The 26,634-nt window shown below is 55.3% G+C and carries 27 protein-coding genes and 1 other RNA gene; 8 read left to right on the forward strand and 20 right to left on the reverse strand.

What is annotated here, in order from left to right; translation table 11 throughout:
- Nucleotides 1-13 precede the first annotated feature (13 nt).
- From diaA to FD744_RS14935, 3 genes are read right to left on the reverse strand one after another with little or no spacing between them, the layout of a single operon-like run.
- On the reverse strand, nt 14-601 hold the full coding sequence (gene diaA, locus FD744_RS14925) for a DnaA initiator-associating protein DiaA (RefSeq protein WP_034829211.1): 588 nt from the start codon (nt 599-601) through the stop codon (nt 14-16).
- A gap of 14 nt (nt 602-615) precedes the next feature.
- On the reverse strand, nt 616-1,011 hold the full coding sequence (locus tag FD744_RS14930) for a YraN family protein (protein WP_160868596.1): 396 nt from the start codon (nt 1,009-1,011) through the stop codon (nt 616-618).
- Nucleotides 969-3,044, reverse strand: a complete 2,076-nt coding sequence (locus FD744_RS14935; protein WP_160868597.1) for a penicillin-binding protein activator — start codon at nt 3,042-3,044, stop codon at nt 969-971. Before FD744_RS14935 ends, FD744_RS14930 begins: the two co-directional genes overlap by 43 nt.
- A 62-nt stretch (nt 3,045-3,106) precedes the next feature.
- Between FD744_RS14935 and rsmI the strand changes: the two genes are divergently transcribed.
- The 4 genes from rsmI (at nt 3,107) to mdtI (ending at nt 5,514) form a co-directional block, all read left to right on the forward strand.
- Nucleotides 3,107-3,970 carry a 16S rRNA (cytidine(1402)-2'-O)-methyltransferase gene (rsmI, locus tag FD744_RS14940; RefSeq protein WP_160868598.1) on the forward strand — a complete coding sequence of 288 codons (864 nt, stop codon included), beginning with the start codon at nt 3,107-3,109 and terminating at the stop codon, nt 3,968-3,970.
- A gap of 33 nt (nt 3,971-4,003) precedes the next feature.
- Nucleotides 4,004-4,380, forward strand: an RNA gene (gene rnpB, locus FD744_RS14945) — RNase P RNA component class A.
- Nucleotides 4,381-4,847: 467 nt separating this feature from the next.
- Nucleotides 4,848-5,198, forward strand: a complete 351-nt coding sequence (gene mdtJ, locus FD744_RS14950) for a multidrug/spermidine efflux SMR transporter subunit MdtJ (protein ID WP_160868599.1) — start codon at nt 4,848-4,850, stop codon at nt 5,196-5,198.
- On the forward strand, nt 5,185-5,514 hold the full coding sequence (mdtI, locus tag FD744_RS14955; protein WP_160868600.1) for a multidrug/spermidine efflux SMR transporter subunit MdtI: 330 nt from the start codon (nt 5,185-5,187) through the stop codon (nt 5,512-5,514). The genes mdtJ and mdtI overlap by 14 nt, the downstream gene beginning before the upstream one ends.
- 147 nt (nt 5,515-5,661) lie before the next feature.
- On the opposite strand, the gene FD744_RS14960 is transcribed toward mdtI, so the two are convergent.
- From FD744_RS14960 to FD744_RS15005, 10 genes are all read right to left on the reverse strand, one after another.
- Nucleotides 5,662-6,636: a glutathione S-transferase family protein gene (locus FD744_RS14960; RefSeq protein ID WP_160868601.1), complete on the reverse strand. Its 975-nt coding sequence runs from the start codon at nt 6,634-6,636 to the stop codon at nt 5,662-5,664.
- Between the two features lie 80 nt (nt 6,637-6,716).
- A complete protein-coding gene (locus FD744_RS14965; RefSeq protein WP_058959530.1) occupies nt 6,717-7,127 on the reverse strand; it encodes a DoxX family protein in 411 nt (136 codons plus the stop codon).
- A gap of 206 nt (nt 7,128-7,333) precedes the next feature.
- On the reverse strand, nt 7,334-7,618 hold the full coding sequence (locus FD744_RS14970; protein WP_038644523.1) for a YqjK-like family protein: 285 nt from the start codon (nt 7,616-7,618) through the stop codon (nt 7,334-7,336).
- Nucleotides 7,615-8,010, reverse strand: a complete 396-nt coding sequence (locus FD744_RS14975) for a phage holin family protein (RefSeq protein ID WP_034829196.1) — start codon at nt 8,008-8,010, stop codon at nt 7,615-7,617. Before FD744_RS14975 ends, FD744_RS14970 begins: the two co-directional genes overlap by 4 nt.
- 1 nt (nt 8,011) lies before the next feature.
- Nucleotides 8,012-8,317: a YqjD family protein gene (locus FD744_RS14980; protein WP_034829194.1), complete on the reverse strand. Its 306-nt coding sequence runs from the start codon at nt 8,315-8,317 to the stop codon at nt 8,012-8,014.
- A 34-nt stretch (nt 8,318-8,351) separates the two neighbouring features.
- Nucleotides 8,352-8,723, reverse strand: coding sequence for a DUF1090 domain-containing protein (locus tag FD744_RS14985; RefSeq protein WP_034829192.1), 372 nt, complete (start codon nt 8,721-8,723; stop codon nt 8,352-8,354).
- Between the two features lie 172 nt (nt 8,724-8,895).
- Nucleotides 8,896-9,264, reverse strand: a complete 369-nt coding sequence (mzrA, locus tag FD744_RS14990) for an EnvZ/OmpR regulon moderator MzrA (protein ID WP_034829191.1) — start codon at nt 9,262-9,264, stop codon at nt 8,896-8,898.
- Nucleotides 9,261-9,938 carry a DedA family protein gene (locus FD744_RS14995; RefSeq protein WP_034829190.1) on the reverse strand — a complete coding sequence of 226 codons (678 nt, stop codon included), beginning with the start codon at nt 9,936-9,938 and terminating at the stop codon, nt 9,261-9,263. Before FD744_RS14995 ends, mzrA begins: the two co-directional genes overlap by 4 nt.
- A gap of 321 nt (nt 9,939-10,259) precedes the next feature.
- On the reverse strand, nt 10,260-11,033 hold the full coding sequence (gene exuR, locus FD744_RS15000) for a transcriptional regulator ExuR (protein WP_034829188.1): 774 nt from the start codon (nt 11,031-11,033) through the stop codon (nt 10,260-10,262).
- A gap of 95 nt (nt 11,034-11,128) precedes the next feature.
- A complete protein-coding gene (locus tag FD744_RS15005; RefSeq protein ID WP_097119559.1) occupies nt 11,129-12,430 on the reverse strand; it encodes an MFS transporter in 1,302 nt (433 codons plus the stop codon).
- A 388-nt stretch (nt 12,431-12,818) separates the two neighbouring features.
- On the opposite strand from FD744_RS15005, the gene uxaC reads away from it, so the two are divergent.
- From uxaC to FD744_RS15020, 3 genes are read left to right on the forward strand one after another with little or no spacing between them, the layout of a single operon-like run.
- Complete coding sequence (uxaC, locus tag FD744_RS15010; RefSeq protein WP_160868602.1) at nt 12,819-14,234, forward strand: glucuronate isomerase; 1,416 nt, start codon at nt 12,819-12,821, stop codon at nt 14,232-14,234.
- A 2-nt stretch (nt 14,235-14,236) separates the two neighbouring features.
- Nucleotides 14,237-15,685, forward strand: a complete 1,449-nt coding sequence (locus tag FD744_RS15015; protein ID WP_160868640.1) for a tagaturonate reductase — start codon at nt 14,237-14,239, stop codon at nt 15,683-15,685.
- A gap of 4 nt (nt 15,686-15,689) precedes the next feature.
- Entirely contained in the window at nt 15,690-17,180 is a 1,491-nt protein-coding gene (locus FD744_RS15020; RefSeq protein WP_160868603.1) for a UxaA family hydrolase, read from the forward strand.
- A gap of 87 nt (nt 17,181-17,267) precedes the next feature.
- On the opposite strand, the gene sstT is transcribed toward FD744_RS15020, so the two are convergent.
- The 3 genes from sstT to FD744_RS15035 form a co-directional block, all read right to left on the reverse strand.
- On the reverse strand, nt 17,268-18,512 hold the full coding sequence (sstT, locus tag FD744_RS15025; protein ID WP_160868604.1) for a serine/threonine transporter SstT: 1,245 nt from the start codon (nt 18,510-18,512) through the stop codon (nt 17,268-17,270).
- Between the two features lie 228 nt (nt 18,513-18,740).
- Nucleotides 18,741-19,712, reverse strand: coding sequence for a TerC family protein (locus FD744_RS15030; RefSeq protein WP_160868605.1), 972 nt, complete (start codon nt 19,710-19,712; stop codon nt 18,741-18,743).
- A 263-nt stretch (nt 19,713-19,975) separates the two neighbouring features.
- Nucleotides 19,976-20,956 carry a Gfo/Idh/MocA family protein gene (locus FD744_RS15035; RefSeq protein ID WP_160868606.1) on the reverse strand — a complete coding sequence of 327 codons (981 nt, stop codon included), beginning with the start codon at nt 20,954-20,956 and terminating at the stop codon, nt 19,976-19,978.
- Nucleotides 20,957-21,095: 139 nt separating this feature from the next.
- On the opposite strand from FD744_RS15035, the gene FD744_RS15040 reads away from it, so the two are divergent.
- Nucleotides 21,096-22,775, forward strand: a complete 1,680-nt coding sequence (locus FD744_RS15040) for a chloride channel protein (RefSeq protein ID WP_160868607.1) — start codon at nt 21,096-21,098, stop codon at nt 22,773-22,775.
- A 33-nt stretch (nt 22,776-22,808) separates the two neighbouring features.
- Here FD744_RS15040 and FD744_RS15045 read toward each other — a convergent pair whose 3' ends face one another.
- The 4 genes from FD744_RS15045 to FD744_RS15060 all read right to left on the reverse strand — a co-directional run bounded on the left by FD744_RS15045 (nt 22,809) and on the right by FD744_RS15060 (nt 26,623).
- The gene (locus FD744_RS15045) at nt 22,809-23,189 is read right to left on the reverse strand and encodes a Rid family hydrolase (RefSeq protein WP_080748220.1); all 381 of its coding nucleotides are present in this window, start codon (nt 23,187-23,189) and stop codon (nt 22,809-22,811) included.
- Nucleotides 23,190-23,213: 24 nt separating this feature from the next.
- Nucleotides 23,214-24,497 (reverse strand): MFS transporter, encoded by a 1,284-nt coding sequence (locus tag FD744_RS15050; protein WP_237449396.1) that lies wholly within the window; start codon nt 24,495-24,497, stop codon nt 23,214-23,216.
- Nucleotides 24,498-24,619: 122 nt separating this feature from the next.
- Nucleotides 24,620-25,318, reverse strand: a complete 699-nt coding sequence (locus FD744_RS15055; protein ID WP_160868609.1) for an SDR family NAD(P)-dependent oxidoreductase — start codon at nt 25,316-25,318, stop codon at nt 24,620-24,622.
- A gap of 15 nt (nt 25,319-25,333) precedes the next feature.
- The gene (locus FD744_RS15060) at nt 25,334-26,623 is read right to left on the reverse strand and encodes an NAD(P)/FAD-dependent oxidoreductase (protein WP_160868610.1); all 1,290 of its coding nucleotides are present in this window, start codon (nt 26,621-26,623) and stop codon (nt 25,334-25,336) included.
- Nucleotides 26,624-26,634 lie beyond the last annotated feature (11 nt).

The raw sequence follows: 26,634 nt of genomic DNA on the forward strand, positions 1-26,634 counted from the left end.
TGAGCTCCTTCAGTCATTCCTGGTGTGGGAACAAAGTGTTATCAATCAAATCACACAGGCAGTTCAGCGTCAGCATATGCATCTCCTGAATGCGTGCACTGCGATGTGACGGAATGCGAATTTCCACATCGTGCGGACCCAACAGGCCCGCCAGCTCACCGCCATCATGGCCGGTCAACGCGACGATAGTCATATCGCGAGTCACCGCAGCTTCAACCGCTTTAACAATATCGCGGGTGTTGCCACGGGTTGAAATAGCCAGCAGCACATCACCGGCCTGACCAAGCGCGCGAACCTGCTTGGCATAAACTTCATCGTGGAGACGATCGTTGCCGATCGCCGTCAGCATGACATTGTCGGCGCTCAGTGCCAACGCAGGCAGGCTGGGGCGCTCGGTCTCAAAACGGTTAATCATACTGGCGGCAAAATGCTGAGCATTGGCCGATGAAGCACCGTTACCACAACTCAGGATTTTGTTACCGTTCAGCAGCGACTGCACCAGCGTCATAGCGGCGCGAGAAATCGCATCCGGCAGCGCCTCCGCAGCGGCGATTTGAGTCTGAATACTTTCGGTAAAACACGCTTTAATTCTGTCCTGCACAAGACCACCTGGTTCTATCCATCGGCATTAAAGGCATCGGGCAGCCATTCCAGCTCACGCCCGGTAATGGCAATGATGTCAAAACGGCAATTCACCGTATCAAAACTGCCGCCGCGTGCCAGCAACCACCATGCAGCGGTACGCAGCAGCTTTTGTTGTTTCTGGCGCGTCACGCTGGCGGCGGCACCGCCGTAGCGCGCATCGCGTCGATAGCGCACTTCGACAAACACCCAGCAATCGGCGTCTCGCATAATGAGGTCAATTTCCCCACTGCGGCAACGCACGTTGCTGGCAATCCATCGCAGCCCGGCGCGCTCCAGATAGCGACGCGCCTGCTGCTCCTGCTCAGCGCCAATGCGCTGGCGGTTTACTGCACCGGAACGATTTGTCCCTGACGATACTGGTTCCATGCCAACTTCCTGTTGATCACGCAATCCGTGTCGGCGCTCAGCTTGCCGGTGTTGCCGTCAATGGCAAAGCCAGGCACCTGACGCATCTGGTTAAAGTGATTCGCCAGCGTCCAGGCATCAATGCCCATCGCGTAGAGACGAACCAGCGAATAATCGTTGTTAAACGACTTCGCCGCCTGCTGCATCAGACCCGGATTGTTGCCGGAGAGCAGCGGAATATCACTGAACTGCAGGCCATCCATTTCCAGACGGAAGTCTGGACCGGCACCCGCCTGCGCACTGCGGGAGCTGGCATACAGTGCGATGTTGTTGCGGCTGCTGGTGCGCATCGCGATCATCGGCTTGATCAGTTGCAGCTCATCCTGGCTGGCCACGATGTACACCGCATCCACACTGCCACCGCTGGCATCGGCCGTTGGCGCTGGCGGGGTGGTTTGCGGTGCCGGAATGGTCAAACCCGCAACGGCCACGCCGGCAGACTGTGGCTGTTCAACCGTCAACGGCGTGCCACTCAATGCGATACCGGCTCCGCTATTAATACCTTGTTTCAGCTCAGAAACGCCACCGAAACGCTGTTGCAGTACGGTGGAGCCGCCCAATTGCTGCCACTCCTGTGCGAACGCCTTGCTGACGCGATCGCCATAGCTGCTACGCGGTACCAGCAGTAATGGCTGGCGTTTGCCTTGCTCGTAGATATGGTGCGCGGCATCGCGCGCTTCGTCTTCAGGAGAAAGCGCAAAATAACAAATATTCGGATGGTTCTGGATCTGTTCTGGCTCGTTCAGCGCCAGCACGTTGAGTGGCGTCTGGCTGTTCACCACCGATTCCACGTCGTTTTTCAACAGTGGGCCCACCACGATGGTCGCGCCATCCTGCTGAGCCTGCTGCATTACCTGGGCAATCGGCTGGCTGCTGGTGTCATAAACTTTAACCTGAGCGTTGCTGTCCGGCTGAGCCGCCGTAGTCGCCGGTTGTGCTGCGGGCTGCGGCTGTTCGGTCTGCGGTGGCATATTGCCCGCCATGGCCGGGCTGACAACCGTGTTAGCGGCAGCGTTAGCATCGGCAGGCTGCTGAGCACTGGCGTCGCCAGTCTGTGGCGCTGAAGGCTGAGCGTTGGCGTTGGTTGCCACTGGCGCAGCAGGGGCGGGTTGCGGGGCTGGTGCAGTTAACACGCCATTTTTAGCATCGTTAAAACCTTTCTGAATCGCATTGGCAAAAACCTGTGCCTGGCCATTCAGCGGCAGCAGTAGGGCGATGGTGCTGGTCGAGGCTTTGGTGAAGTTTTGCACCTGGCTAAGCTGCGTTGGTAATGTTTTCGCACCCGGGTTTTGCGGATAACGTGTCTGCCAGTCTTTGATCGCCGCTTTCAGCATCTGCGGATCCTGGCTGTTGGTGTGCCAGGTGTTGAGCAGATCGAGCCAGCCTTGCAGGGTGTTCTCATTGGCGTTAATCACCAGGCTGTTCAGCTGATCCTGCGTCATTTGCGTCAGAGCTTGCCAGGTGGCGTCAATATTGCTCTGGTGGTCGGCGCCTTGCAGCAACGGCTCCTGAGCAATATAGGCGCGTAACAGTGCGAGTGAAGGGCGATTCTGTGCCGCAGCGATTTGCAGAGCGTAGTAGCGCACCTGCTGATCCTGAGACAGGCCATCAGTCTTCACCTGACCCAGCGTCTGCTGAGCGCCGCCGAAATCCTGCTGACCAATCTGCATCTGCGCGCGCAGTAATTGCAGCTCCTGCTGCTGCACTGCAGAGAGCTGTTGTGGCAGTTGCGAGATCTGATCGTTAGCCTGCGGATACTTTCCTTCCTTCAACAGGGCACGGATGGCAAGTAATTGCCAGTCGGTCTTGCTATCATCGCTGCTTTGCTGCACCTGCTGCAGATAATAGTCAGACCTGCCAGTAGCAGGCCCCTGAATATTGACGTTGGAGGTTTGCTGCGGTCCCTGGCCGCTACAGGCGGCTAAAATCAGTCCAGCGAGAAGAACAGGTACAAAGCGTCCTGCTTTATGACGTACGACTTTTGAAGGAAGCATACTGTATCCAGTGATGTTTTTTTCTAGATGCTCAATATTAAATCGGCAATTCGGATGAAACAATGAAACAACTCGATCGGGCAGAGATTTCTGCCAGCACGCTCTATATCGTTCCTACCCCGATCGGTAACCTGGGTGATATCACGCAGCGTGCGCTGACGGTGCTTGCGAGCGTCGATCTGGTCGCAGCGGAAGATACACGTCATACCGGGCTGTTGCTACAACATTTCGCCATCAATGCGCGACTGTTCGCACTTCACGACCACAACGAACAACAGAAAGCAGAAGTGTTGTTAGCCAAGCTGCAAGAAGGCCAGAGCATTGCGCTGGTCTCGGATGCGGGCACGCCATTAATCAACGATCCTGGCTATCATCTGGTACGTCGCTGCCGTGAAGCAGGTGTGCGCGTGGTTCCGTTGCCGGGTGCCTGCGCGGCGATTACAGCATTAAGTGCGGCGGGGTTACCGTCAGATCGTTTCTGTTACGAAGGATTTCTGCCTGCCAAGAGTAAAGGCCGCTGCGATGTGCTGCGCTCCCTTGAGAATGAACCACGTACCCTCATTTTTTATGAATCCACTCACCGTTTGATCGATAGCCTGCAAGATATGGTGAGCGTATGGGGTGCAGATCGCTATGTGGTGCTGGCGCGTGAAATCACCAAAACCTGGGAAACCATCCAGGGCGCGCCGGTGGGCGAACTGCTGGCCTGGGTACTGGAAGACGAAAACCGTCGCAAAGGCGAGATGGTGCTGATTGTTGAAGGGCATAAGGCCGATGACGAAGCGCTGCCTGCCGAAGCGTTGCGAACCCTGGCGTTGCTGCAAACTGAGTTGCCGCTGAAAAAAGCCGCTGCGTTAACGGCGGAAATTCATGGCGTTAAGAAGAACGCCCTCTATAAGTACGCGCTGGAGCAGCAAGAGGCGTGACAAACGCGGGCGGATCGCCTATTATCCCGCGCCGAAGCTGACCAGACAGTCGCCGCTTTGTCGTCGTCCCTTTCGGGGGAGACGGGCAGAGGGGAGGAAAGTCCGGGCTCCATAGGGCAGGGTGCCAGGTAACGCCTGGGGGGCGCAAGCCTACGACCAGTGCAACAGAGAGCAAACCGCCGATGGCCCAGTAATGGGATCAGGTAAGGGTGAAAGGGTGCGGTAAGAGCGCACCGCGCGGCTGGCAACAGTTCGTGGCACGGTAAACTCCACCCGGAGCAAGGCCAAATAGGGGTTCACAAGGTACGGCCCGTACTGAACCCGGGTAGGCTGCTTGAGCCAGTGAGCGATTGCTGGCCTAGATGAATGACTGTCCACGACAGAACCCGGCTTATCGGTCAGTTTCGACTTTTTCATGTGAAAAACCCGCCTCGGCGGGTTTTTTGCTATCTGGCGTACGGCGCAAGATGAATGACTGTCCACTCCCCTCTCTATGAAAAGAACGCGGCATACCAATAATTAAAATAAATTCTCGTTCGCAGAGAATAAAAAATGCCAAAGCGTAAAGAAATGAAAATCCCGCATAACAAAATAAACCTTATGCCAGAATAGGTGCGTGTTTCACTACCGAGGACAATTTTTCATCCACATCGACGAAAAGCAACAGCGTGGATAAGTTGTAAAATTATGGACAAAATGCTCGCCCCAATGATGGCAACCTCTATTTATCTCTCTGAACACTTCCACTGCTCGATCTGCGACCAGCACTGGCGCTTCGCGCTTTAGCGCCACACTCTCCTTATTTAAAAATATTCTTAAAATTTCACATGCGTTTATTTCGCGTGATAGTTTTCTATTTCTCTTAAGGAGAGAAAGTATGCGCTATTGGCTTTTATTAGTTTTAGCTATCCTGGCTGAAATAACCGGCACGCTCTCTATGAAATGGGCCAGCGTCAATGACGACAATGCGGGTTTTATTTTTATGCTGGTGATGATCGCGCTCTCTTATATTTTCCTGTCTTTCGCCGTAAAACGTATCGCTTTAGGCGTGGCCTATGCGATGTGGGAAGGTATCGGCATTCTGTTTATCACCCTGTTCAGCGTCACGCTGTTCGGTGAACCCTTATCGCTGATGAAGGTGGCGGGCTTAATCACGCTGGTGGCGGGAATTGCGCTAATCAAATCTGGCACGCTGACACGCAAGGAGCTGCAACATGGCCACGTTTAATGCGGCGCACGTTGCCTGGCTTGCACTGGCGATTGGGCTGGAGATCGTCGCGAATATCTTTCTCAAATACTCCGATGGTTTCCGCCGTGTCATTTACGGCCTGCTCTCACTGGTCGCGGTGCTGGGGGCATTCAGTGCGTTGTCACAAGCGGTGAAAGGGATCGATCTCTCAGTGGCTTATGCACTGTGGGGTGGTTTTGGTCTGGTGGCAACGGTAGCGGCTGGTTGGGTACTGTTTGGTCAACGTCTGAATCGCATCGGCTGGTTAGGGGTGGGATTGCTGATTGCGGGGATGGTGCTGATTAAGTTTGCTTAAAAGTGGGCACATCGGCCTGACTCTTAGCGGCTAACGCGCATGAAGAAATGGAGTGTCAGGCGGTTCACCTCGTATTCCACCTTTTAAAACCTGCACAACACACTCCTTAAAAAAGGAGTGTGTTGAACGCAATGATCCCCACTAACCTCAACCGCGGCCGTGTGGCTCATCCCAGTCAAACGCCGGGCCTAGCGAAATCACGCCGCTCGGGTTGATGGTTTTATGGCTGCAGTAGTAGTGATGGCGAATATGCGGCAGATTTACCGTGTCGGCGATGCCTGGCATTTGGTAGATATCACGCAGGAAGCCGCTCAAATTGCGGTAATCACTGATGCGGTGACGGTCGCACTTGAAATGCGTGACATACACCGGGTCGAAGCGGACTAAGGTGGTCCATAAACGCAAATCCGCTTCCGTCAGGCGATCGCCGGCCAGGTAGCGATGCTGCCCGAGGATCTGCTCAAGTCGCGCCAGCGAATGGAACAGCGCGGTGACTGATTCATCATAGGCCGCCTGCGAGGTCGCGAATCCGCTCTTATACACGCCATTGTTCACCGTGTCGTAAATCCAACCGTTCAGCTCATCGATCTTATCGCGCAACGCCGGCGGATAATAATCCCCGGCGCGGGCACCTTGTGCATCAAAGGCCGTGTTGAGCATACGGATGATATCAGCCGATTCATTGCTGACGATGGTGTGCTGAGTTTTATCCCACAGCACCGGAACGGTCACGCGGCCTGTATATTGCGGGTCGGCGTGCAGGTAGAGCTGATAGAGGTATTCGTTTTGATACAGAGAGTCGCCGGTTGCGTCCGGGAAATCGTCGTCGAAGGTCCAGCCGTTTTCCAGCATCAATGGATGCACCACTGAGACGGAAATCATCTCTTCCAGCCCTTTAAGCTGGCGCATCAGCAGCGTGCGGTGTGCCCACGGACAGGCAAGAGAAACATAAAGATGATAGCGATCGCGCTCGGCAGCGAAACCCGCCTTGCCGGTGGGGCCAGCACTGCCATCTGCGGTGATCCAGTTGCGCCAGACTGCTTCTGTGCGTTTGAAGCGGCCACCGGTTGACTTCGTATCGTACCAGGTGTCATGCCATACACCGTCAATCAGTTGTCCCATAAGCCCTCCATAAAGAAAAAGGGCGAGGAAAATCCTCGCCCCTGCAAATCAGTATATGTGTTCTGGCAGCGCTTGTGTGCTTAGCGTGCGGCTGCTGGTGCGAAACGAGCACGAATCAGACGGTCGATGCTGTATGCACCCGGACCTACCAGACCCAGCACCAGGAAACCACCGGCGATGGACAGGTTCTTCATGAACATCAGCTGGTTAACGCCTTCAGCAAAGTTGCTGTGGAACAGGAACGCAGTCAGCACAGTGAAGCCCGCAGTGAACAGTGCGGTGAAACGCGTCAGGAAACCGAACAGAATTGCCAGACCGCCGCCGAACTCCAGCAGAATAACCAGCGGCAATAAGAAGCCCGGGACGCCCATCGCCTGCATGTATTGTGCGGTACCGGCATAACCGGTGATTTTGCCCCAGCCCGCAGTGATGAACAGAATGGTCATTAATACGCGTGCCAGCAACAGGCCTGAGTCTTCGAATTTTTTCATCATTTACTCCAACAAGAATTAAGAAGCAGGTTGTTGGCCTGCAAGGTTTTGATCCCGCAGAATCGCTGATCGCAATTCGTTGGGCTGATGGAGGAAGATGATAGTCGCAGGTTGCAACAGTTGTAAGCGAGTTAAACTGTCAATGTTGTTCAGGGATTTTGATAAAGAAAAACCGAATCTTTTAGATCCGGTTTCAAATGAAGGCGTTAGCGAGGTTCGAGCGTGGACTTAATCATGCGCCAGGTACTCCAAAGCCCAAAACCGCGTTTTGCCCAACGCAAAATACGGTTAGGACTGCGGATTGACCAGATAGCCAGTGCGCTGCTGCCAATCGCCAGATAGCGGCGTAAGCTAAGAAACGTTAGCCAGCCGCGATCGTAGTGAGCGGTGCCATCCAGCCAGTCACGGCGTGCAGCACTAAGATCCAATCGCTGCTGCTGAACCTGATTCAACAGTTCATGAATGCGTGCTTCACGTTCACGACGGCTCATGAGCGATGCTCCTCCAGCAAGCTGCGATCGGTTTCCAGCTCCTTGCGGGTATGACGCAGCAACGTTGACTGGCGTGACTTATATAGCGTCCACACACCAAAGATCAGCGCCAGCGCAAACAGTACGGCGGTAGTAATGGCAATCGCCATCAGCCGATACTGCGCATCTACCGCCCAGATGATCAGCACCATCAGGCTCATTAAACCAAAAGCGGTAAACAGCATCGTCAGTCCAACCATCATCAGCATCTGAATCAGATTGGCTTTCTCCTCCTCCAGCTCGACAATCGCCAGACGGACGCGCGTTTCCACCATCCCGACCAGGGTGGTGACGATGCGCTGACCGATGTTGAAGACCCCTTTGCCTGGGCCGTGGCTCTGACTATCGCTCATATCAACGACGTGAGATCAGGATGCCGATCAGTACACCGACAGCTGCACCGATGCCTACGCCGTGCCACGGATTATCGCGCACATACTCGTCGGCCTTTTCTGCCGCTTCACGCGTGGATTGCGCGATGCGTTCACCGGAATCGCCCAGTCTCTCACGCGAACTTTCAATCGCGCCGCGCGCTTTGCTGCGCAGTTTGTCCAGTTCGGTTTTCGATTTATCCGCCGAGCTGCTCAGTACTTCTTCCAGGGTGTCAGCAAGGTTTTTCAGTTCCGCACGCAGATGTTCAGATGTGGTGTCTTTAGACATGAAGTTCTCCATTACATCATCTATTTAAGTCCGATTAGTAGGGCTCAGCCTCAAGCTTTTTCAGCTCGTGCTGTGCCTCTTCCAGCTTACGTTCGCGCTTCTCAATCTTATCTTTGTCTCCATCCTGACGCTCTTCCTTCAACTCACGCTCACGTTCCGCAATTTTGTGTTTTTGCTCTGCAATGCGTTCGCTGTGGGCTGACTTCAGTCTCTCATCAGTACAATTCGCACGTACTTCAGTGAGCGCGCGCTCCAGCCCGGTCACCCGGCGCTGATTATCATGCTGTTTAGCCATGTCGATTTCGCGCTGAATGTCGTGCTCTTTTTGCTGACACAGCGACTCGGCTGCCATCAGAGATCCCGAGAGAGAGAACAGAATAGCACCCAGCAGTAATTGATGTTTCATCAGGTTTTACCTTCCATTGTTGATGACCTGCCGCAAACCGGGCAGGAGAAGCGTCCCAGCTTGTCTTAACTCGCGCTACCTTTAAGCATAGACAGCAGACGAAAAAATTCAACGAAGACGCGGGGATAGCGAGGATTGATTCACCGTCTGGCTTATCACCAGACGGCTAAAATCAGCTATAAGTTGGGCGGTTGCTGTCAGGTACTTGCTGCGAAGCTTGCGGTCCGCTTGCAACGACAAAGCCCTGTGGCAGTAAGCGTTTCAGCACTTTTTGGGCGGCAAGGCTTTGTTCTTCATTTTCGAAATGAATCACCAGCGCATCGCCCGCAGGTGTAATGCTTTTGATACGCACACCTTGCGCACTAAGCTGCTGATACAGATAAAAGCCATCCGGCAGATTGGTGCCATTGTGGGCAACACGGATTTGCACCACGGTATCGTGCTGCAACATCGACGGCACAAAAATCACCGCCAGCAGCGCCAGCACAGCGCCAAGCGCCCAGGGCACGAAGCGCCTGGGGAATCCACGGAATCTGATCATGGCTGTGAATTCCCATTACGTGAAGACTGACGTTTACGCCACAGCACCACCAGAGAGCCCACCAGACCAATCACCAGCAACACCAGCGGTAACAGCATCAGGCAGAACATCAGTTCATCTTCATAGCGGCGGAAAATCGGCGTTTTGCCCAGCGCGAAACCGAGCACCGTCAGAATCAGCACCCACAGGAAGCCGCTCATCCAGTTGAAGAACTGAAAGCGTGCATTACTCAGGCCAGAAAGCCCCGCGATGGTCGGCAGCAGGGTGCGCACAAAGGCAATGAACCGACCGATCAGCAAGGCCGAAAGACCATGGCGATGGAATAAGCTGTGCGCGCGTTGATGATATTGCGCCGGAAGGTGCGAGAGCCACTTCTGTACGGTAGGCGTATTCCCCAGCCATCGGCCCTGAATGTAGCTTACCCAGCAGCCCAGACTGGCGCCAGTGGTCAGAATCAGGATGGTCAGCGGGAAACCCATGGTGCCTTTGGCAATCAAAACACCGACTAAAATCAACAGACTATCGCCGGGCAGAAACGCGGCGGGTAGCAGGCCATTCTCAAGAAACAGGATCAAGAACAGCACGCCATAAATGGCCCAAACCAGTGTCGGGTCGGAGAGCATTTCGTAATCCTGCTGCCACAGGGCATGCAGCAATGCTTTCAAAATATCCATCAATCATTCCTGAACATCATTGTTAAACGTGCCCGTAAGGGGCTGAGGCGCAGGCTGGCTTGGTTATACATTTTTGGTATGCAGCCGTTGCGGGATTTCCGGATCCATCCAGAATTGATTGTTAAATCAGCGACTTTTTAAAGCCCTGTCGCAAAGGGTAAGAAAAGGGCGATAACTGTAACAAAAATCACGCAGGTCAGACAGTGTAAAGTGGCGCTCGCACAGGAGTTTTACCTTTTGACGCAGATGCTCAAAAGGAGCTTTACATGAGCTGACACTATTGCAGATTAACTGACTTATTCGCCTGGAAATGCAGCAGAATCAATAAGAATTGTCATTACCTTCCGGCAGGATGACGGGATTTTCCGCAAACATGTAACGGTCGACATTAAATTCAAAATCGTCGGCGGTGGCGTTAAACAGCATCTGTTTAGTATTTTCCAGGTGCTGCCACATTGCCAGCTTACTGGCGGCGGGATCTTTGCGCATAAGTGCTTTCAGAATCTGGTCATGATCGTCGCACCAGCTGGTGATGTTGCGCGCATCAATATGTTCGTGCAGTTTGAGCCAATAAGGGTTGTGCAGGCGATGCAACCACATCTTCTCGACAATCGCGGCGAGCGCGCTATTTTGCGTGGATTGAGCGATGCGTACGTGGAAATGCATATCCCATTCTGAATCACGAGAATGGTCTTCCTGGCGGGCTTTTTCCTGAATCGCCATCAACGCCATGATGTCCTGGCGTGTGACCTGGGTGGCGGCAAACTCGGCCACGTTGCTTTCTATAAGCTGGCGCGCCTGTAACAGCTCAAACGGTCCGAAGCTGGCAAATTCCAGTTGGCTGGGGGTGGTCTCACGGTTTTGCTGTTGATTGCTGATGACGTGGATGCCTGAGCCTTTACGTACTTCAACATACCCTTCCACTTCCAGCATAATGATGGCTTCGCGAACCACAGTGCGGCTGACTTCCATCTCTTCAGCGATCAGGCGTTCAGCAGGCAGCTTATCGCCTACACGATAATCATCCGCCTCGATACGACGTTTGAGTTCACTGGCGAGTTGTTGGTAAAGACGACGGGATTCGTTCAGATCCATTGCGCGGTTCGCTGTGGCAGGGAAGGATGAGTTGTTATACCACTTTGACCGGGTGGAGGAAATGGGCTGACGTGCGCCAGCCCAAAGCGTGGAGATTAAGTGCGAGCTGTTGCCGGTTGTGCCACGTGCTGAACGTCCAGCTCAGATACCGGCTGATTTTTCAGCACGGTCCAGATTACACAGGCACCGAGCAGGTCAAATACTGCCAGCGCGGCAAACAGCGGACTGAAGCCCAGCGTATCAGCTAATGCACCCACCACCAGCGCAAACAGGGTGCTGGCAGTCCACGCGGCCATGCCGGTCAGGCCATTTGCCGTGGCCACTTCATTACGGCCAAATACATCCGAGGAGAGGGTGATCAATGCACCGGACAGTGCCTGATGGGCGAAGCCACCGACGCACAGCAAACCAATCGCTACGTAAGGGCTGGTAAACAAACCAATGGTGCCCGGTGCAATCATCAGCACAGCGCCCATGGTCACCACCAGTTTGCGCGACACAATCAGGTTCACGCCAAACCAGCGCTGGAACAGCGGTGGCAGGTAACCACCGACGATACAGCCGAGGTCGGCAAACAGCATCGGCATCCAGGCGAACATGGCGATCTCTTTCAGGTTGAAGCCGTAGACCTTGAACATAAACAGCGGGATCCACGCGTTAAAGGTGCCCCATGCCGGTTCCGCGAGGAAACGTGGCAGGGCAATACCCCAGAACTGACGATTACGCAGAATCTGACGGGCTGACATTTTGCTGTTATTGCCGGTCTGATGCTGTACTTCCTGACCGGAAATAATGTAGTGACGCTCTTCATCGCTGAGCTTGGTTTGCTGTTTAGGATGTTTATAAAATATTAACCAGCACAGCGCCCACGCCATGCTCAGCACGCCAGTAATGATAAAGGCCAGCTGCCAGCTGTGCGCCAGAATCGCCCATACCACCAGCGGTGGCGCCAGCATCGCACCAATCGATGAACCAACGTTGAAGTAGCCTACCGCGACGGAACGCTCTTTGGCCGGGAACCATTCGCTACTGGCTTTCAGGCCTGCAGGAATCATCGCCGCTTCGGCCGCGCCCACCGCGCCACGTGCCAGCGCAAAACCGCCCCAGCTGCCTGCCATGGCGGTGGCAGCACAGAAGATCGCCCAGAGGATGGCAAACACCGCGTAGCCAATTTTGGTGCCCAGCAAATCCAGCACATAACCCGCCACAGGTTGCATCACGGTGTAGCACGCCGAATAGGCGGCGACGATATAGGAATATTGTTGGGTGGTAATACCCAGCTGCGTTTCCAGCGTCGGCGCAGCCACGGCAATGGTATTACGCGTCAGGTAACCGAGTATGGTGCCCACTGTCACCAGCCCAATCATGTACCAGCGTAGCCCTTTGATCTTACGCATCATTAACCTCTTCCAGTCTGTCGTAACACTTGCCATTAAAGGTAGGGGAGCACTTGAGCACTCCCGCTGGCGGCGATGACGAATCAGACCTGCCGCCTTGTTGTTATGAGATGTGCCAGGAGGTTCGGCATCAACGAGGCGAGAGATTAACTTGTTATACAACTTTAAAAGTTGAATGCCATCACAAAAACCCTGCATGTGCTGTGTGATCCGCTAAACAGGCGTTATAACAGCAAGTTAGTGCAATGTGGCTGACTATTTTGTCCATATACCCACAGGGAAACTGTCATTATTGTGAGGTCTATCGCAAACAATTTTGCCGATCGTCAAAATTGGTATGATAACTTTGAATCAGAAGCCAATTGGCCCCAAACATGAGGAAGCAGGTATGTCGCGTTTTATGAGTGAGGATTTTCTACTCGATAGCGAGTTCGCCCGTCGTCTGTACCATGACTACGCCAAAGACCAGCCGATTTTCGACTATCACTGCCATTTACCGCCCCAGCAGATTGCCGAAAATTACCGCTTCACCAATCTCTATGACATCTGGCTGAAAGGCGATCATTACAAATGGCGTGCGATGCGTGCTAATGGCGTACCCGAAGCGCTGTGCACCGGCGACGCCAGCGATCGCGAGAAATTCAACGCCTGGGCACGCACGGTGCCGCACACTATCGGCAATCCGCTGTATCACTGGACGCACCTTGAGCTGCGCCGTCCGTTTGGCATTACCGATGTATTGCTGAATGAGCAGAGCGCGGATCGCATCTGGCAGCAGTGCAATGAGCTGCTGGCGCAGGATGCCTTTAGCGCACGCGGCATCATGCAGCAGATGAAGGTGAAAATGGTCGGTACCACTGACGATCCACTTGACGATCTGCAGCACCATCGCACGCTGGCGGACGATGCCAGCTTTAGCGTTAAAGTGCTGCCAAGCTGGCGTCCGGATAAAGCTTTCAACATTGAGCTGGATACCTTCCTGCCGTGGATTCAGCGCCTGGAACAGGTCGCCGATGTCAGCGTGCAACGTTTTGATGATCTGCGCCGCGCGTTGAGCCTGCGTCTCGATCATTTTGCCGCACACGGCTGTAAAATCTCCGACCATGCGCTGGACGTAGTGCTGTTTGCCGAGGCCGATGAAAGCACGCTGGATAGTATCCTGGCGCGTCGCCTGCAAGGTGCTGCACCGACGCAAGAAGAAGTGGCGCAGTTCAAAACAGCGGTGCTGGTGTGGCTTGGCAGCGAATATGCGCGTCGCGGCTGGGCGCAGCAGTATCACATTGGCGCGCTGCGTAATGCTAATCGTCGGCAGTTCGATATTCTCGGCCCGGATGTAGGCTTTGACTCCATCAATGACGCGCCGATGGCGATCCCGCTGGGCCGTTTACTGGATGCGCAGAACCGCAACAATGCACTGCCGAAAACCATCCTTTATTGCGTTAACCCGCGCGACAACGAAGTGCTGGCGACCATGGCGGGCAATTTCCAGGGCGAAGGTGAACCCGGCAAGATGCAGTTTGGTTCCGCATGGTGGTTTAACGATCAGCTTGATGGCATGCATCGTCAGATGACGCAGCTGGCGCAAATCGGCCTATTGAGTCGCTTCGTCGGCATGCTCACCGACAGCCGCAGTTTCCTCTCCTACACCCGCCACGAATACTTCCGTCGCCTGCTGTGCCAGATGATCGGCAATTGGGTTGAACGCGGGGAAGCGCCAGCCGACGAAGCGCTGTTGGGGCAGATGGTGCAAAACATCTGCTTTAACAACGCGCGCGATTACTTCGGCATTGAGTTGGGAGCCTGATGATGCAGCGGCTAAACCGTCACGATTTCCCCGGCGTAAGCTATAGCGAGCGCGTGATCCAGTTTGGGGAAGGCAACTTCCTGCGGGCGTTTATTGACTGGCAGCTCGACTGGCTCAATGAGCATCAGGGCACCGATGCGGGCGTGGTGGTGGTGCGGCCGCGCAATCGCGTGGTGGAAGACTCACTGAATCAGCAGGACGGTTTGTACACCACGCTGATCCGTGGATTGAACACGCAGGGCGAGCAGGTAAGTGAAACCCGCCTAATCCGCAGCCTCAATCGCGAGATCCAGCCCTATCAGCAGTTTGAGGGTTTTCTCGCACTGGCCCGTGCGCCGCAGATGCGCTTTGTGTTCTCTAATACCACCGAAGCAGGCATTGCCTTTGTTGAGCAGGATCGGCTGGAGGATGCGCCAGCCTCTTCCTTCCCCGGCAAGTTGACGCAACTGCTGTGGGCGCGTTTCCGCCACTTTGCCGGTGCGGCAGAGAAAGGCTGGTTGATCGTGCCGTGCGAGTTAATCGATCACAACGGCGATGCACTGCGTGATCTGGTGCTGCGCTATATCAAGCACTGGCAGCTGCCGCCGGAATTTGCCCGCTGGGTGCTGGATCACTGTGCGTTCTATAACACGCTGGTGGATCGCATTGTCACCGGTTATCCCGCCGATGGCACTGACATCGCTGCACAGCTGGGTTACGAAGATCGCTATCTGGTGGCGGGCGAAGTCTATTACCAGTTTGTCATTCAGGGGCCGGATGCGCTGGCGCAGGAACTGAAGCTCGCCGCGCTGGCGCCGGAAGTGAAGTTCGTTGATGACATCACGCCCTACAAAGCCCAGAAGGTAGCGATCCTCAACGGTGCGCACACTGCGATGGTGCCGGTGGCGTTTCAGGCCGGACTGGAAAGCGTCGGCGAGGCGATGGATGACGCCGCCATTGCGAACTATGTCGATGCGCTGCTGCGTGAAGAAGTGATCCCGACGCTGGATCTGCCGCGCGATGAACTGCACGCCTTTGCCGATGCGGTACAGCGTCGCTTCCGCAATCCGTTTATCCGCCATGCGCTGCTCTCCATTGCGCTCAACGGCATGACCAAATTCCGTACCCGTTTGCTGCCACAGCTATTGTTGTCTCAGCAGCAAACCGGCCAATGGCCACCGCGCCTAACCTTCGCCTTTGCCGCGCTACTGGCGTTTTATCGCGGCAAGCAGGGCGACCAGCAGTGGCCTTTGCAAGACGACGACCACTGGTTGCAGCAGTTCGCAGAACTGTGGCCAGCCGTAAACCAGGACACATTGACCCCGGAACAGCTGGTGCAGGCGGTACTCAGCAACCGCTCACACTGGGGCGAAGATCTCACTCAGCGGCCCGGATTAGTGGCCGCAGTCAGCCAATACCTGCAAAACATCGTTGTCCACGGGATGCGGACGGCGCTGGTACAACTGAGATAACGCTATGCAAGATGCGATAAGAATCCATTCGCGCGACAACGTGGCGGTAGCGCTGCGCGATTTACCTGCCGATACCAAAGTCGAGATTGATCGCCAGTTCATTACCTTGCAGCAAGAGGTTGGTCGGGGCCACAAGTTTGCGCTGACGCCGCTGGCAACGGATGCGCTGGTGATCAAATACGGCTTGCCGATTGCCCATGCCACGCGCCCGATCGCCATTGGCGAAATCATTCACTCCAGCAACGCCCGCACTAATTTGAGCGATGTGGATGAGTACGACTACCAGCCGGAGTTTCTCGATATCCCCGCTCAGGCCGGCGATCGCGAGGTGCAGATTTACCGCCGCGCCAGCGGTGAAGTCGGTATTCGTAATGAGCTGTGGATTCTGCCAACGGTGGGCTGTGTGAACGGCATCGCCCGGCAGATTCTGTCGCGCTTCCTCAAGGAGACCAACGAGGCAGAAGGGATCGATGGGGTGCACCTGTTCAGCCATCCGTTTGGTTGTTCTCAGCTCGGTCAGGACCATGAAAACACCCGCACCATGCTGCAAAACATGGTGCGCCATCCCAATGCCGGTGCGGTGCTGGTGATCGGCCTGGGTTGTGAGAACAATCAGGTGGATGTGTTCCGCGAAACGCTGGGCGGCTTCGACAGTGACCGCGTGCACTTTATGGAGTGTCAGAAGCAGGACGACGAAGTCGAAGCCGGCCTTGAACGGCTGCATGCGCTGTACAACGTGATGCGTGGCGATCAGCGTCAACCGGGCAAGCTCAGCGAACTGAAGTTCGGACTGGAATGCGGCGGATCTGACGGTTTCTCTGGCATCACCGCCAACCCGATGCTGGGCTGCTTCTCCGATCAGATGATTGCCAACGGCGGCACTACGGTGCTGACCGAAGTGCCGGAAATGTTTGGCGCAGAGCGCATTTTGATGAGCCGTTGCCGGGATGAAGCCACCTTTGATAAAACCGTGGCGATGATCAACGAATTCAAGCGTTACTTTATCGACCATCAGCAGCCGATCTATGAGAACCCATCGCCGGGTAACAAGGCGGGCGGTATCACCACGCTGGAGGAGAAATCCCTTGGCTGCACGCAGAAAGCGGGGCAGAGCCAGGTGGTGGATGTGCTGAAATATGGCGAACGACTGAATACGCCGGGGCTGAATCTGCTGAGTGCGCCGGGGAATGACGCGGTGGCTACCAGCGCGCTGGCGGGCGCAGGTTGTCATATGGTGTTGTTCACCACCGGACGCGGCACGCCCTATGGCGGATTCGTGCCTACCGTGAAGATTGCCACCAACTCGCAGCTGGCAGAGAAGAAACCGCACTGGATTGATTTTAATGCCGGGCGTTTGATTGAGGGCATGAGTATGCCGGAGATGCTGGCCGATTTCGTCGATATGATTGTGGCGATTGCCAACGGTCAACCGGCGCGTAACGAAGCCAATGATTTTCGCGAGTTAGCGATATTTAAGAGTGGTGTCACGCTGTAAAGCTCAGGTGCGATCGATGTGCATCTGAAAACAATCACACCTGCTTATCTTAAGGGCGGCATGAATGCCGCCCTGTGCAATGCCAATTTATTCTGCTTCAGACACCGTACGCGGTTCGCGCTCGGCTTCCGCCTGGCACACCGCTGCCGTAAACAGAATATCGGTCGACGAGTTTAGCGCCGTCTCGGCGGAATCCTGCAATACGCTGATGATAAAGCCGATGGCCACCACCTGCATCGCCAGGTCATTTGGAATCCCGAACATGTTACAGGCGACAGGAATCAACAGCAGCGAACCGCCGGCCACACCCGAGGCGCCACAGGCACAAATCGAGGCCACGAAACTCAGCAGAATGGCCGTCGGCACATCCACAGAAATCCCCAAGGTATGCACCGCTGCCAGCGTCAGTATCGTGATGGTGGTAGACGCGCCTGCCATGCTGATGGTCGCACCCAGTGGAATGGAGACGGAGTAAGTGTCTTCGTCAAGATTCAGGCGTTTGGCGATCGCCATGTTCACCGGAATGTTTGCGGCAGAGCTGCGGGTAAAGAACGCGGTCACGCCACTTTCACGGATGCAGGTAAACACCAGCGGATAAGGGTTACGACGAATCTTTTGGAACACCAGAATCGGATTCACAATCAACGCCATGATGGCCATGCATCCCAGCAGCAGCGCCAGCAGCGTAGCGTACTCCTCAAGTGCACCAAAGCCGGTTGAGGCCAGAATCGAGGCCACCAGACCAAAAATCCCCAGCGGCGCACAGCGAATCACGCAACGCACCACCCACGTCGCCGCATGCGAAGCATCGGTAAGAAACGCCTTGCTGCTTGGGCTGGCATGGCGGAAAGCCAGACCGAGGCCGATGGCCCACACCAGAATGCCGATGTAGTTGGCGTTGAGTAACGCGTCAATCGGGTTAGCCACCATGCTCATCAACAGACCGTGCAGCACTTCGGTAATGCCAGACGGCGGTGAAATTTCGGTTGCGCCCACGTTCATTGACAGAGTTTGCGGGAACAGATGGCTCAAGGTGACCGCGACCACAGCGGCGAAGAAGGTGCTCAACAGATAGAGCATGATGATGGGACGGATGTTGGTTTTCTGCCCTTGTTGATGATTAGCAATCGAAGAAATCACCAAAACCAACACCAGCAGCGGGGCCACCGCCTTCAGGGCGCGAACGAACAGTTCACCCAGCAGACCTACGGCCAGAGCGGCATCACGTGAGAACCACGCCAGCGCTACGCCGGCAATCAGGCCAATCATGATTTGTTTTACCAGGCTTCCTGCGAACAGCGCGCCCAGACGTCCAATAAAGTTATTTAGCATAGTTCGGTCTTTTTATAGCGGTATGAGTGTTGTGCGCGGTTGCTCCGCGCCAAACGGTTTGCCCGGCGGAGTATAAGGAAAAGTCCTGGTGAGGGAAGAGATAATTCTGGACGTGCGGCGCAGATCGGTTTTTTGATCTGCTGACGATGTGAAATGTGACAGAGCTATGAAAGGTGAAATTTGCAGCTGGCGAAACAAAGCAGGGGCGATTACCGCCCCTGCAGAAGATTATGATGAGATGTGTTTCTGGTCGTTTCTGTGGTTAACCCAGGCGTTAATCAGCAGGGTACCGCCCAGAATCACGCCCACCACCGACAGTGAGATGCCCACCGGGATGTGATAGAACTCGACGATCAGCATCTTGATACCGATAAACACCAGCACAATCGCCAGGCCATATTTCAGCATCGAGAAGCGCTCAGCCACGTTCGCCAGCAGGAAGTACATGGCGCGCAGACCGAGAATCGCGAACAGGTTCGAGGTCAGGACGATAAAGGGATCGGTCGTCACTGCGAAGATCGCCGGAATACTATCAACCGCGAAAATCACATCGCTTAGCTCCACCATGATCAGCACCAGCAGTAGCGGGGTGGCAAACAGCACCCCGTTTTTGCGGGTGAAGAACTTCTCGCCTTCGAGATTATCCGTCATGCGCAGATGTTTACGCAGCCAGCGCACCACCGGTTTGTCGCCCACTGCCGCGTCATCGCCTTCTTTGGCAAACGCCATTTTCAGGCCGGTGAACAGCAGGAAAGCGCCGAACACGTAGAGGATCCAGCTGAACTGCGTCACCAGATAGCTGCCGGCGAAGATCATGATGGTACGCAATACGATCGCGCCCAGCACGCCATACACCAGCACGCGGCGTTGCAGGTTTGCCGGAATAGCGAAGTAGCTGAACAGCATCAGCCAGACGAAGACGTTATCCACCGCCAGCGCTTTTTCCAGCACGTAGCCGGTGAGGAAAGCGAGGGTTTGCGCGGTCGCCACTTCTCGGCCGGCGGTGCCTTCGAGGTACCACCAGAAAGCGGCGCTGAACAGCAGGGAAACGGAGATCCAAACCAACGACCAAACGGCGGCCTGCTTAAATGACATGGTTTGTGCGCCGCGACGTCCCTGTAAGAAGAGATCGATCGCCAGCATGATGAGCACAACAACAGCGAAGCTGCCCCAGAGTAACGGTGTGCCTACAGTGTGCATAGTTGTAATCCTGTCCGGAAAATAAAAAAGCGGCTAAGTCAGAAGACGTTAGCCGCTTTGATCAAGCTGCAAGCAAACCTCGCCTTCAGGCAAGGTCTCACTTACAACTCAGAATAGATTCCGGGTTGCCTGACGACCGGATGCGTTTAGCATCGTAATGACGATCAATCAGCTTACAAGTTACTCCCCTTTGCAGCGGTCAAGATACGTCCAACGGCTGAGGTATTCAATGGGGAGTTTGAAATATTCTGCAATATTTACACTTAAGCCTGGTCTGCCGGGAACACCACGCCAGTCTGGCGGCGGATTTCCGTCAGCAGTTTTGCTGTGATGCGCGAGGCTTCCAGTGCCGGATGCTCGACCTGGCGCTGCTTAACCCGTTGGGCAAAGGCCTCGGCTTCATACAGCATGGTGTTGATATGCTGCGGTTGCGTCAGATTCTGGCTCTCGCCACCGCGTGGGATAAAGCGTAACTGCTGGCATTCCGAGATTTTCTCAATCACCAGTGAGCCGGCTTCGCCCTGAATTTCGCTCGGAATCAGTGAATCGCTCACCTTGGAGTGCAGCAGCGTGACATCAAAATCGCCGTAGCTCAGCACCACCACACCGTGCGCATCGACGCCACTCTCCAGCAGCGAAGCCTGCGCTTTCACCTGCTGCGGTTCGCCCCACAATGTGACGGCAGCGGCCAGGCAGTAAAAGCCAATATCCATTATCGAGCCGTTCGACCAGCGCGGATTAAAGGTATTGGGATTTTCGCCGTCGAGATAACGCTGGTAACGTGATGAATACTGGCAGTAGTTAATCAACGCTTTACGCAGCTTGCCAAGTTGCGGCAGGGTGTTCTGCAGTTGCAGGAAGGTCGGCAGGCTGGCAGTTTTAAACGCCTCGAACAGTACTACCTGATGCTGGCGCGCGCAGGCGATCATCGCCTCGGCCTCACGCAGATTCGATGCCATCGGCTTTTCGCAAATCACATGTTTGCCGTGCGACATAAACAACATCGCTTGCTCAGCGTGTAACGCATTCGGGCTGGCGATATACACCGCATCGATTTCCGGGCTGGCCGCCAAATCGTCGAGGGAAGTAAAGGTAAGTTTGCAGGGATAGTCAGCGATAAAGGCATCCGCCTGTGACTGCTGGCGCGAATAGACACCGCTTAACTTCATTTTGCCGGTCTCATGCGCGGCGTCGATAAACTGGCGGGTTATCCAGTTGGTTCCCACAATGGCAAAACGAATCACGGCTTTGTACTCCTGCAACAGTAAAGCGGCAGAGTAGCATGTTCAGCGGATCGTTCGTCAGACGAAATTTGATCATGCGATCCGCATTCCAATATGATGATGCGGCACATTTTTTTAACCAGCTAGTGGGGACGCGTGGGTGAGTGGAAGTAAACATGCATTGAACTGGACCACACTGCTGATTGCTATCCCCGTGGGATTCGTCGCGTCGCTGGTGACCTTAGCCTTTCGCGGCGTCATTGATTTGATTAACCGCCTGCTGTTTAACAGCGACAGCGAAATCACCGTGGCGATGCATGTCTGGCCATGGATCTTCTGGCCGCTGCTGGTGGGCGCGGGCGGTGTGCTGGCGGGGTTCTTCCTGCGCTATGCGGTGGCGATTGAGAAACAGGAAACGGTCAAAACCGATTACCTCGAAGTGATCAACGCGCGCCTGGATGCGGTGCCGACCAAAACTTCGCTGTTTCGTGCACTCTCCTCGATTGCCAGTATCGGCAGCGGTGCTTCGATTGGTAAAGAGGGGCCGATGGTGCAGCTCTCCGCGCTGAGTGGCAGCCTGATGGGCCGCTGGTTCCCGCAGATGCGTAACAGCGATATTGTGGCGATGGCGGCAGCGGCAGGGCTCTCTTCGGTGTACCACGCGCCGCTGGCCTCAGCGATATTTGTCGCTGAAATTGCGTTTGGTATCTCGGCGCTGCAGCGGCTGATCCCGCTGATTGTCGCCTCGGCGGTGGCGGTGATGACCATGTGGTCACTTGGCTTTCGCAGTGCGCTCTATCCGCTCTCCGAAGCCTTGTTCCAGATGGATATCAGCAGTTTGTTGATGACCATTCTGATTGGCGTGGTGGCCGGTTTTGCCGGTTGGTTGCTGATAAAGTTGATTGCCCGCAGCAAAACGCTATTTGGTCGTATTAAATCATTGCCAGCACGTCTGGGGCTTGGTGGCTTAGCGGTGGGCTTTCTGGCGCTTATATCCACCGATATTCTGGGCAACGGCTACGAAGTGATCGTGAAGATTATCGATGGTCACTATGTGCTGGCTGGATTGATTGGCCTGCTGGTGCTCAAAACCCTGGCCACCACGCTGTCGGTGGGATCGAACGCGGTGGGCGGTCTGTTTACCCCTTCGCTACTGATTGGCGCGCTGCTCGGCGTGGCGCTGGCGCAGATGGGCGTGGCACTTCATCTGCCGGTTGGCGATACCCTGCTTTACGCGGCGATTGGTATGGCGGCGGTATTAGCGGCCGTGAGTCAGGCGCCGTTAATGGCGATGCTGATGGTGCTGGAGATGACGCTCAACAGCAGCCTGTTATTCCCGATCATGATCGCCTCGGTGCTGGCTTCCATGGTGGTGTACCGACTGCAATCGGCCAGCACCTATCCGGTGGTGAGCAACCACTTTAGCCGCTCAGAAGCCAAATTCGATTTCGATAATATGCGCGTAGATCAGCTGATCATTCCTGGTGCGGCGCTCCAGCCGGAAGAGTCTGTGGGGCAGGCGCTGGCAGTCAGTTCGCTGAAGCGCGAACGCTATGTGTATGTGATCAACAGTGCGGGGCAGTTTCTGGGGGTAGTATCGATCCATGACATCTCGCGCAAAGTGTTATCGCAGGAGATCACCCTGGATTCCCCGGTCAGCAGCGTGATGGATGATAACTTCCCGTGCATTTATCAGAACCAGAGTATGCGTGAAGGCTGGGAGGCCTTTGCCCGCGTGACGCTGGAGCGTTTACCGGTGCTCAACAATCCACAAGAGCGCCGCTTTATGGGTGCCTTGACCAAAACCAGTTTGATTCAGAAGGCGCAGGAATTCTTATAACAACAGCGCCCGGTTAAGGGCGCTGCCAGCCATTTAGCGAATGGCGTAGGTTTCGATTTCCACTCTCTGCCAGGTACGCAGCATCGAATCCACCTGCACAATGGTGCTGGCCGGGCGGATGGTGCCAAAGGTCTCGAGGTGCGCCTGCGCCACTTTATCCGCATCATTCATATCGCGCACATACACCACGGTGCGCACCACATCCTCCATTTCCATATCCGCCTGATGCACCACCTTAGTAATGGTGCTGAGGATGGATTTGGTCTGCTCATAGGCATCCGCTTTTTCAAAATCCGGCGTGGCGCAGGTGCCGGAAATATGCAGCTGATTATCAGCCTTCACGGCACGTGAGTAGCCAAATACGGCTTCATAAGCGCCGCCAGAGGAAATCTTCACTTTAGGGGTTGGGCTCATAACGTTCTCCATTAAAACTGAGGGTTAGGTGGGTAAGGGCTTTCCAGTACGATCATGCATTTTCCATAGCGCCAGTAAGCCAAGCACGGCGCCGCCGATCAGATAGAACGCGGGGATTAACGTGATGCCGGTCTGCTTGATCAGCCAGGTGTTGATCAGCGGCGCGGTGCCGCCGAGCAGTGAAACAGACAGGTTGTAGCTGATGGCAAAACAGCTGTAGCGCACGGTGCTGCCAAACAGTGACGTCAGGGTGGCGGGAATGGTGCCCTCAAAGAACAGCATGCCCAGCAGCAGTACCGTCATGCCGATGACAATCGCTGCCATGCCGTGGCTTTGCAGTGCCCAAAACACCGGAATGGCGGAAATGATGATCAGAACACTGCCGATGGTGAGCATGCGCTTACGACCGAAGCGATCGCCCAGCATGCCGAACACCGGAATAAACAACAGCAGTGCCAGCGTGGCAATCAACGACAGATTGGCGCTGAACGTTTCTGACATGCCCATAAAGCTCACCAGATAACTCGGGATATAGCCCAGCACGATGTAGTAATTGATATTGAAAGCCGCCACCAGGCCTGCGCAGCGCAGCAACTGGGGCCACTCTTTGAGGATCAGCGCCCACAAAGACGGCGCCCGTGCCGTGGCTTTAGCTTTACCAGCCTGCATTTCACGGAATACCGGCGTTTCATCGACATGCAGGCGGATAAACAGCGCCACGATGCCCATCAGTCCGGCAATCACAAAGGGGACGCGCCAGCCCCATGCCACCATGGTGTTTTCGCCTAACACACTACTGATCACGTTCACAATGATGCCGCCCACCAGGAAGCCGGCGATGTTGCCGAACTCCAGCCAACTGGTGAAGAAGGTGCGACGTTTATCAGGGCTGTGTTCGGCGATAAAAATGCAGGACCCACCGTATTCGCCGCCGGTAGAGAGCCCTTGTAGCATGCGCATCACCACCAGCAAGATAGGCGCAACAATGCCAATGCTGTGATAGCTGGGGATCATGGCGATACACAAGGTCGCCAGCGACATCATGCTGATACTCAACACTAATGCGGTGCGGCGGCCAAATCGGTCACCGATCGGGCCAAACAGGAAACCGCCGAGTGGGCGAATCAGAAAACCGGCGGCAAAAGCCGCATAAATCGCAATCAGTTCGTTATAGCTGTTGGTGGTGGGGAAAAAGACTTTCGCCATGATCATCGCCATGGAGGAGTAAATGGCAAAATCGAACCACTCCACCATGTTGCCCAGCGTCACCCCGGTTACGGCTTTGGTGAGTTGCCCCTGGCGCGACATCTGGCGTGAGGGAGTTCGGTCCTTTACAAATCGTACAGCTCCATTAAGCGATGGACTTATTGTGTTTTCTTTCATTGCCTTACCCTGTCTGATTGAAGTGGAGTACGACGTCTGTAAAAGGGTTAGCGCATGTAGCTTCCCCCGGAAATCACCAGCGTTTCACCGGTGACGTAGCCTGGTTGCGCGCCCAGATGCCACACCCAGTCGGCGATTTCTGTCACGCTGGCGGCACGTTGCAGCGGCACCGACTTCACGCCCTCATGAATACGTCCGCTCTTTAAGGTGCCTTCGGTTTCCACCCAGCCGGGAGCGATGGCATTGACCACGATGCCTTGACCCACCAGCTCAATCGCCAGCGATTTGACCAGAGAAACCACCGCGGCTTTCGATGCGCTGTACAGCAGTTGCGAAGGGGAGACAGCGAAAGCATCCACCGAGGCGAACAGCAGGAAAGCGCCGCCCTGGGGGCAGATGAATTCACTGGCGACTTTGGTCATGTTGACGCTGCCAAGTACGTTGACGTCAAAGATCAGCCGATAAAGGGCGTCGGTGCTGCTTTCCAATGTTGAGGTGGGGAAGATGCCGGCGGCGTTGATCATCGCGTGGATGTGCCGTCCCTCAAGTGCTGTGGCAACGGCCTCGCGCAGCGCAGCATACTGCGTGATATCGGCGGTCACGGCAGTGATACCCGGCTGGTGCGCCATCTCACAACGATCGATGGCGATCACTTCCCACTGTTCACGCTGAAACTTCTCCATCACCGCTTTGCCCATACCGGAAGCAGCACCGGTCACCAACACCACAGGTTTTTGTGATTGCATTCTGTGTTACTCCGATCAAGCCATCAGGGTGGAAGGGTGCTTCGGGGCGATGCTGACTTTCTCCAGCAGATCCAGCGTGCGCCAGGTCTCCTCAAGATTTTCCAGCCACAGGCGACGCACAATATCGATACGCGAATCGGGCTGCTGCTGGGTGGCCAGCAGGTGGCTGAGATTGCTGATACCCTGTTCGCGCAGCTGCAACATGCGGGCGATCAGTCGGGTTTGCAGGCAATAAGTTGGCCACTGCGGGCCACGCGGTGCGGCGAGTCCGACGAAGTAGAGGTTTTCCAGCGAGGTCGGCAGCGTCATGGCGGCGGTGCGTAGAGGCACGCCATCCTGCCACTCCAGTAAACTGTCATCGAGGAACGGCAAGCGCGTATTGAAGCCCGTCGCCCACAAAATGCTGTCGTAATCCGCCTGGCTGCCATCGCTAAACGTGACGGTTTTACCGCTGATGCTGTCGATGCCGGGACGCACGTTAATGCGGCCATGCTGGATCCAGTACATCAAGAGGGTGTTCACCACCGGTGGTTGTTTTTCCAAATCCCAGCTTTCCGGTTCAGGCATGCCAGGGTAATTCTCCCAGCGCCCCAATGAAATCATCGTCAGCACCTGAGTGAAGGCATTTTGCAATTCGGGAGGCAAGTCGTTGAGGAACGGGATTTCGGCACGCGGTACCCCCAGCAGCGCTTTTGGCTGGAACACCTGGCCGCGACGAATCACGATATCGGTCACCAGACGGTGCTGCGCCGCGTCTACGGCCAAATCACAACCGGAGTTGCCGCAGCCCACAACCAATACTTTGCCTTGCAGCTGTTCAGTGTTGCGGTACTGGCCCGAGTGCAGCGAAATGCCGCTAAAATTCTGAGCTTGCGGCGGGAAAGCGCAATCCCAAAGATGGCCGTTAGCGACCAGCACCCCAGCATAGACATGGGGTTTGCCATTGACGGCGACACGCCAGCCGTCACTGCCCGCATGACCCAGCGGCTCTATGCGATCTACGCTGCTGTTGAAACGGATCTGCTGGCGCAGATTGAAGTGATCGGCATAGCTATCAATGTATTCACGTACCTGATCGCGGCTGGGATAAACCGGCCACGCTTCTGGCATGGGGAAGCCATCGAATCCTGACGATTTCTTCGGTGTAATGAGATGAAGCGCATCGTAATCGTGATGCCAGTGACCGCCCACCCGATCGCTTTTTTCGAAGCAATCGGCGGTAATACCCTGTTCCTGCAGAGTGCGCAGTGCTGCCAGTCCGGCGGCACCCGCACCAATCACACAATAGCGAGCCTGGGATGTCATACGTCTCTCCT

This window comes from Pantoea sp. Taur, assembly GCF_009830025.1.
GTDB classification, from domain to species: Bacteria; Pseudomonadota; Gammaproteobacteria; order Enterobacterales; family Enterobacteriaceae; genus Pantoea; species Pantoea communis.

What these genes read in the sequence shown, in the direction of transcription:
- FD744_RS14930 (WP_160868596.1), bottom strand. Translation starts at nt 1,011, where the DNA reads ATGGAACCAGTATCGTCAGGGACAAATCGTTCCGGTGCAGTAAACCGC.
- FD744_RS14935 (WP_160868597.1), bottom strand. Translation starts at nt 3,044, where the DNA reads ATGCTTCCTTCAAAAGTCGTACGTCATAAAGCAGGACGCTTTGTACCT.
- rsmI (WP_160868598.1), top strand. Translation starts at nt 3,107, where the DNA reads ATGAAACAACTCGATCGGGCAGAGATTTCTGCCAGCACGCTCTATATC.
- mdtJ (WP_160868599.1), top strand. Translation starts at nt 4,848, where the DNA reads ATGCGCTATTGGCTTTTATTAGTTTTAGCTATCCTGGCTGAAATAACC.
- mdtI (WP_160868600.1), top strand. Translation starts at nt 5,185, where the DNA reads ATGGCCACGTTTAATGCGGCGCACGTTGCCTGGCTTGCACTGGCGATT.
- FD744_RS14960 (WP_160868601.1), bottom strand. Translation starts at nt 6,636, where the DNA reads ATGGGACAACTGATTGACGGTGTATGGCATGACACCTGGTACGATACG.
- FD744_RS14965 (WP_058959530.1), bottom strand. Translation starts at nt 7,127, where the DNA reads ATGAAAAAATTCGAAGACTCAGGCCTGTTGCTGGCACGCGTATTAATG.
- FD744_RS14970 (WP_038644523.1), bottom strand. Translation starts at nt 7,618, where the DNA reads ATGAGCCGTCGTGAACGTGAAGCACGCATTCATGAACTGTTGAATCAG.
- FD744_RS14975 (WP_034829196.1), bottom strand. Translation starts at nt 8,010, where the DNA reads ATGAGCGATAGTCAGAGCCACGGCCCAGGCAAAGGGGTCTTCAACATC.
- FD744_RS14980 (WP_034829194.1), bottom strand. Translation starts at nt 8,317, where the DNA reads ATGTCTAAAGACACCACATCTGAACATCTGCGTGCGGAACTGAAAAAC.
- FD744_RS14985 (WP_034829192.1), bottom strand. Translation starts at nt 8,723, where the DNA reads ATGAAACATCAATTACTGCTGGGTGCTATTCTGTTCTCTCTCTCGGGA.
- mzrA (WP_034829191.1), bottom strand. Translation starts at nt 9,264, where the DNA reads ATGATCAGATTCCGTGGATTCCCCAGGCGCTTCGTGCCCTGGGCGCTT.
- FD744_RS14995 (WP_034829190.1), bottom strand. Translation starts at nt 9,938, where the DNA reads ATGGATATTTTGAAAGCATTGCTGCATGCCCTGTGGCAGCAGGATTAC.
- exuR (WP_034829188.1), bottom strand. Translation starts at nt 11,033, where the DNA reads ATGGATCTGAACGAATCCCGTCGTCTTTACCAACAACTCGCCAGTGAA.
- FD744_RS15005 (WP_097119559.1), bottom strand. Translation starts at nt 12,430, where the DNA reads ATGCGTAAGATCAAAGGGCTACGCTGGTACATGATTGGGCTGGTGACA.
- uxaC (WP_160868602.1), top strand. Translation starts at nt 12,819, where the DNA reads ATGTCGCGTTTTATGAGTGAGGATTTTCTACTCGATAGCGAGTTCGCC.
- FD744_RS15015 (WP_160868640.1), top strand. Translation starts at nt 14,237, where the DNA reads ATGCAGCGGCTAAACCGTCACGATTTCCCCGGCGTAAGCTATAGCGAG.
- FD744_RS15020 (WP_160868603.1), top strand. Translation starts at nt 15,690, where the DNA reads ATGCAAGATGCGATAAGAATCCATTCGCGCGACAACGTGGCGGTAGCG.
- sstT (WP_160868604.1), bottom strand. Translation starts at nt 18,512, where the DNA reads ATGCTAAATAACTTTATTGGACGTCTGGGCGCGCTGTTCGCAGGAAGC.
- FD744_RS15030 (WP_160868605.1), bottom strand. Translation starts at nt 19,712, where the DNA reads ATGCACACTGTAGGCACACCGTTACTCTGGGGCAGCTTCGCTGTTGTT.
- FD744_RS15045 (WP_080748220.1), bottom strand. Translation starts at nt 23,189, where the DNA reads ATGAGCCCAACCCCTAAAGTGAAGATTTCCTCTGGCGGCGCTTATGAA.
- FD744_RS15050 (WP_237449396.1), bottom strand. Translation starts at nt 24,497, where the DNA reads ATGTCGCGCCAGGGGCAACTCACCAAAGCCGTAACCGGGGTGACGCTG.
- FD744_RS15055 (WP_160868609.1), bottom strand. Translation starts at nt 25,318, where the DNA reads ATGCAATCACAAAAACCTGTGGTGTTGGTGACCGGTGCTGCTTCCGGT.
- FD744_RS15060 (WP_160868610.1), bottom strand. Translation starts at nt 26,623, where the DNA reads ATGACATCCCAGGCTCGCTATTGTGTGATTGGTGCGGGTGCCGCCGGA.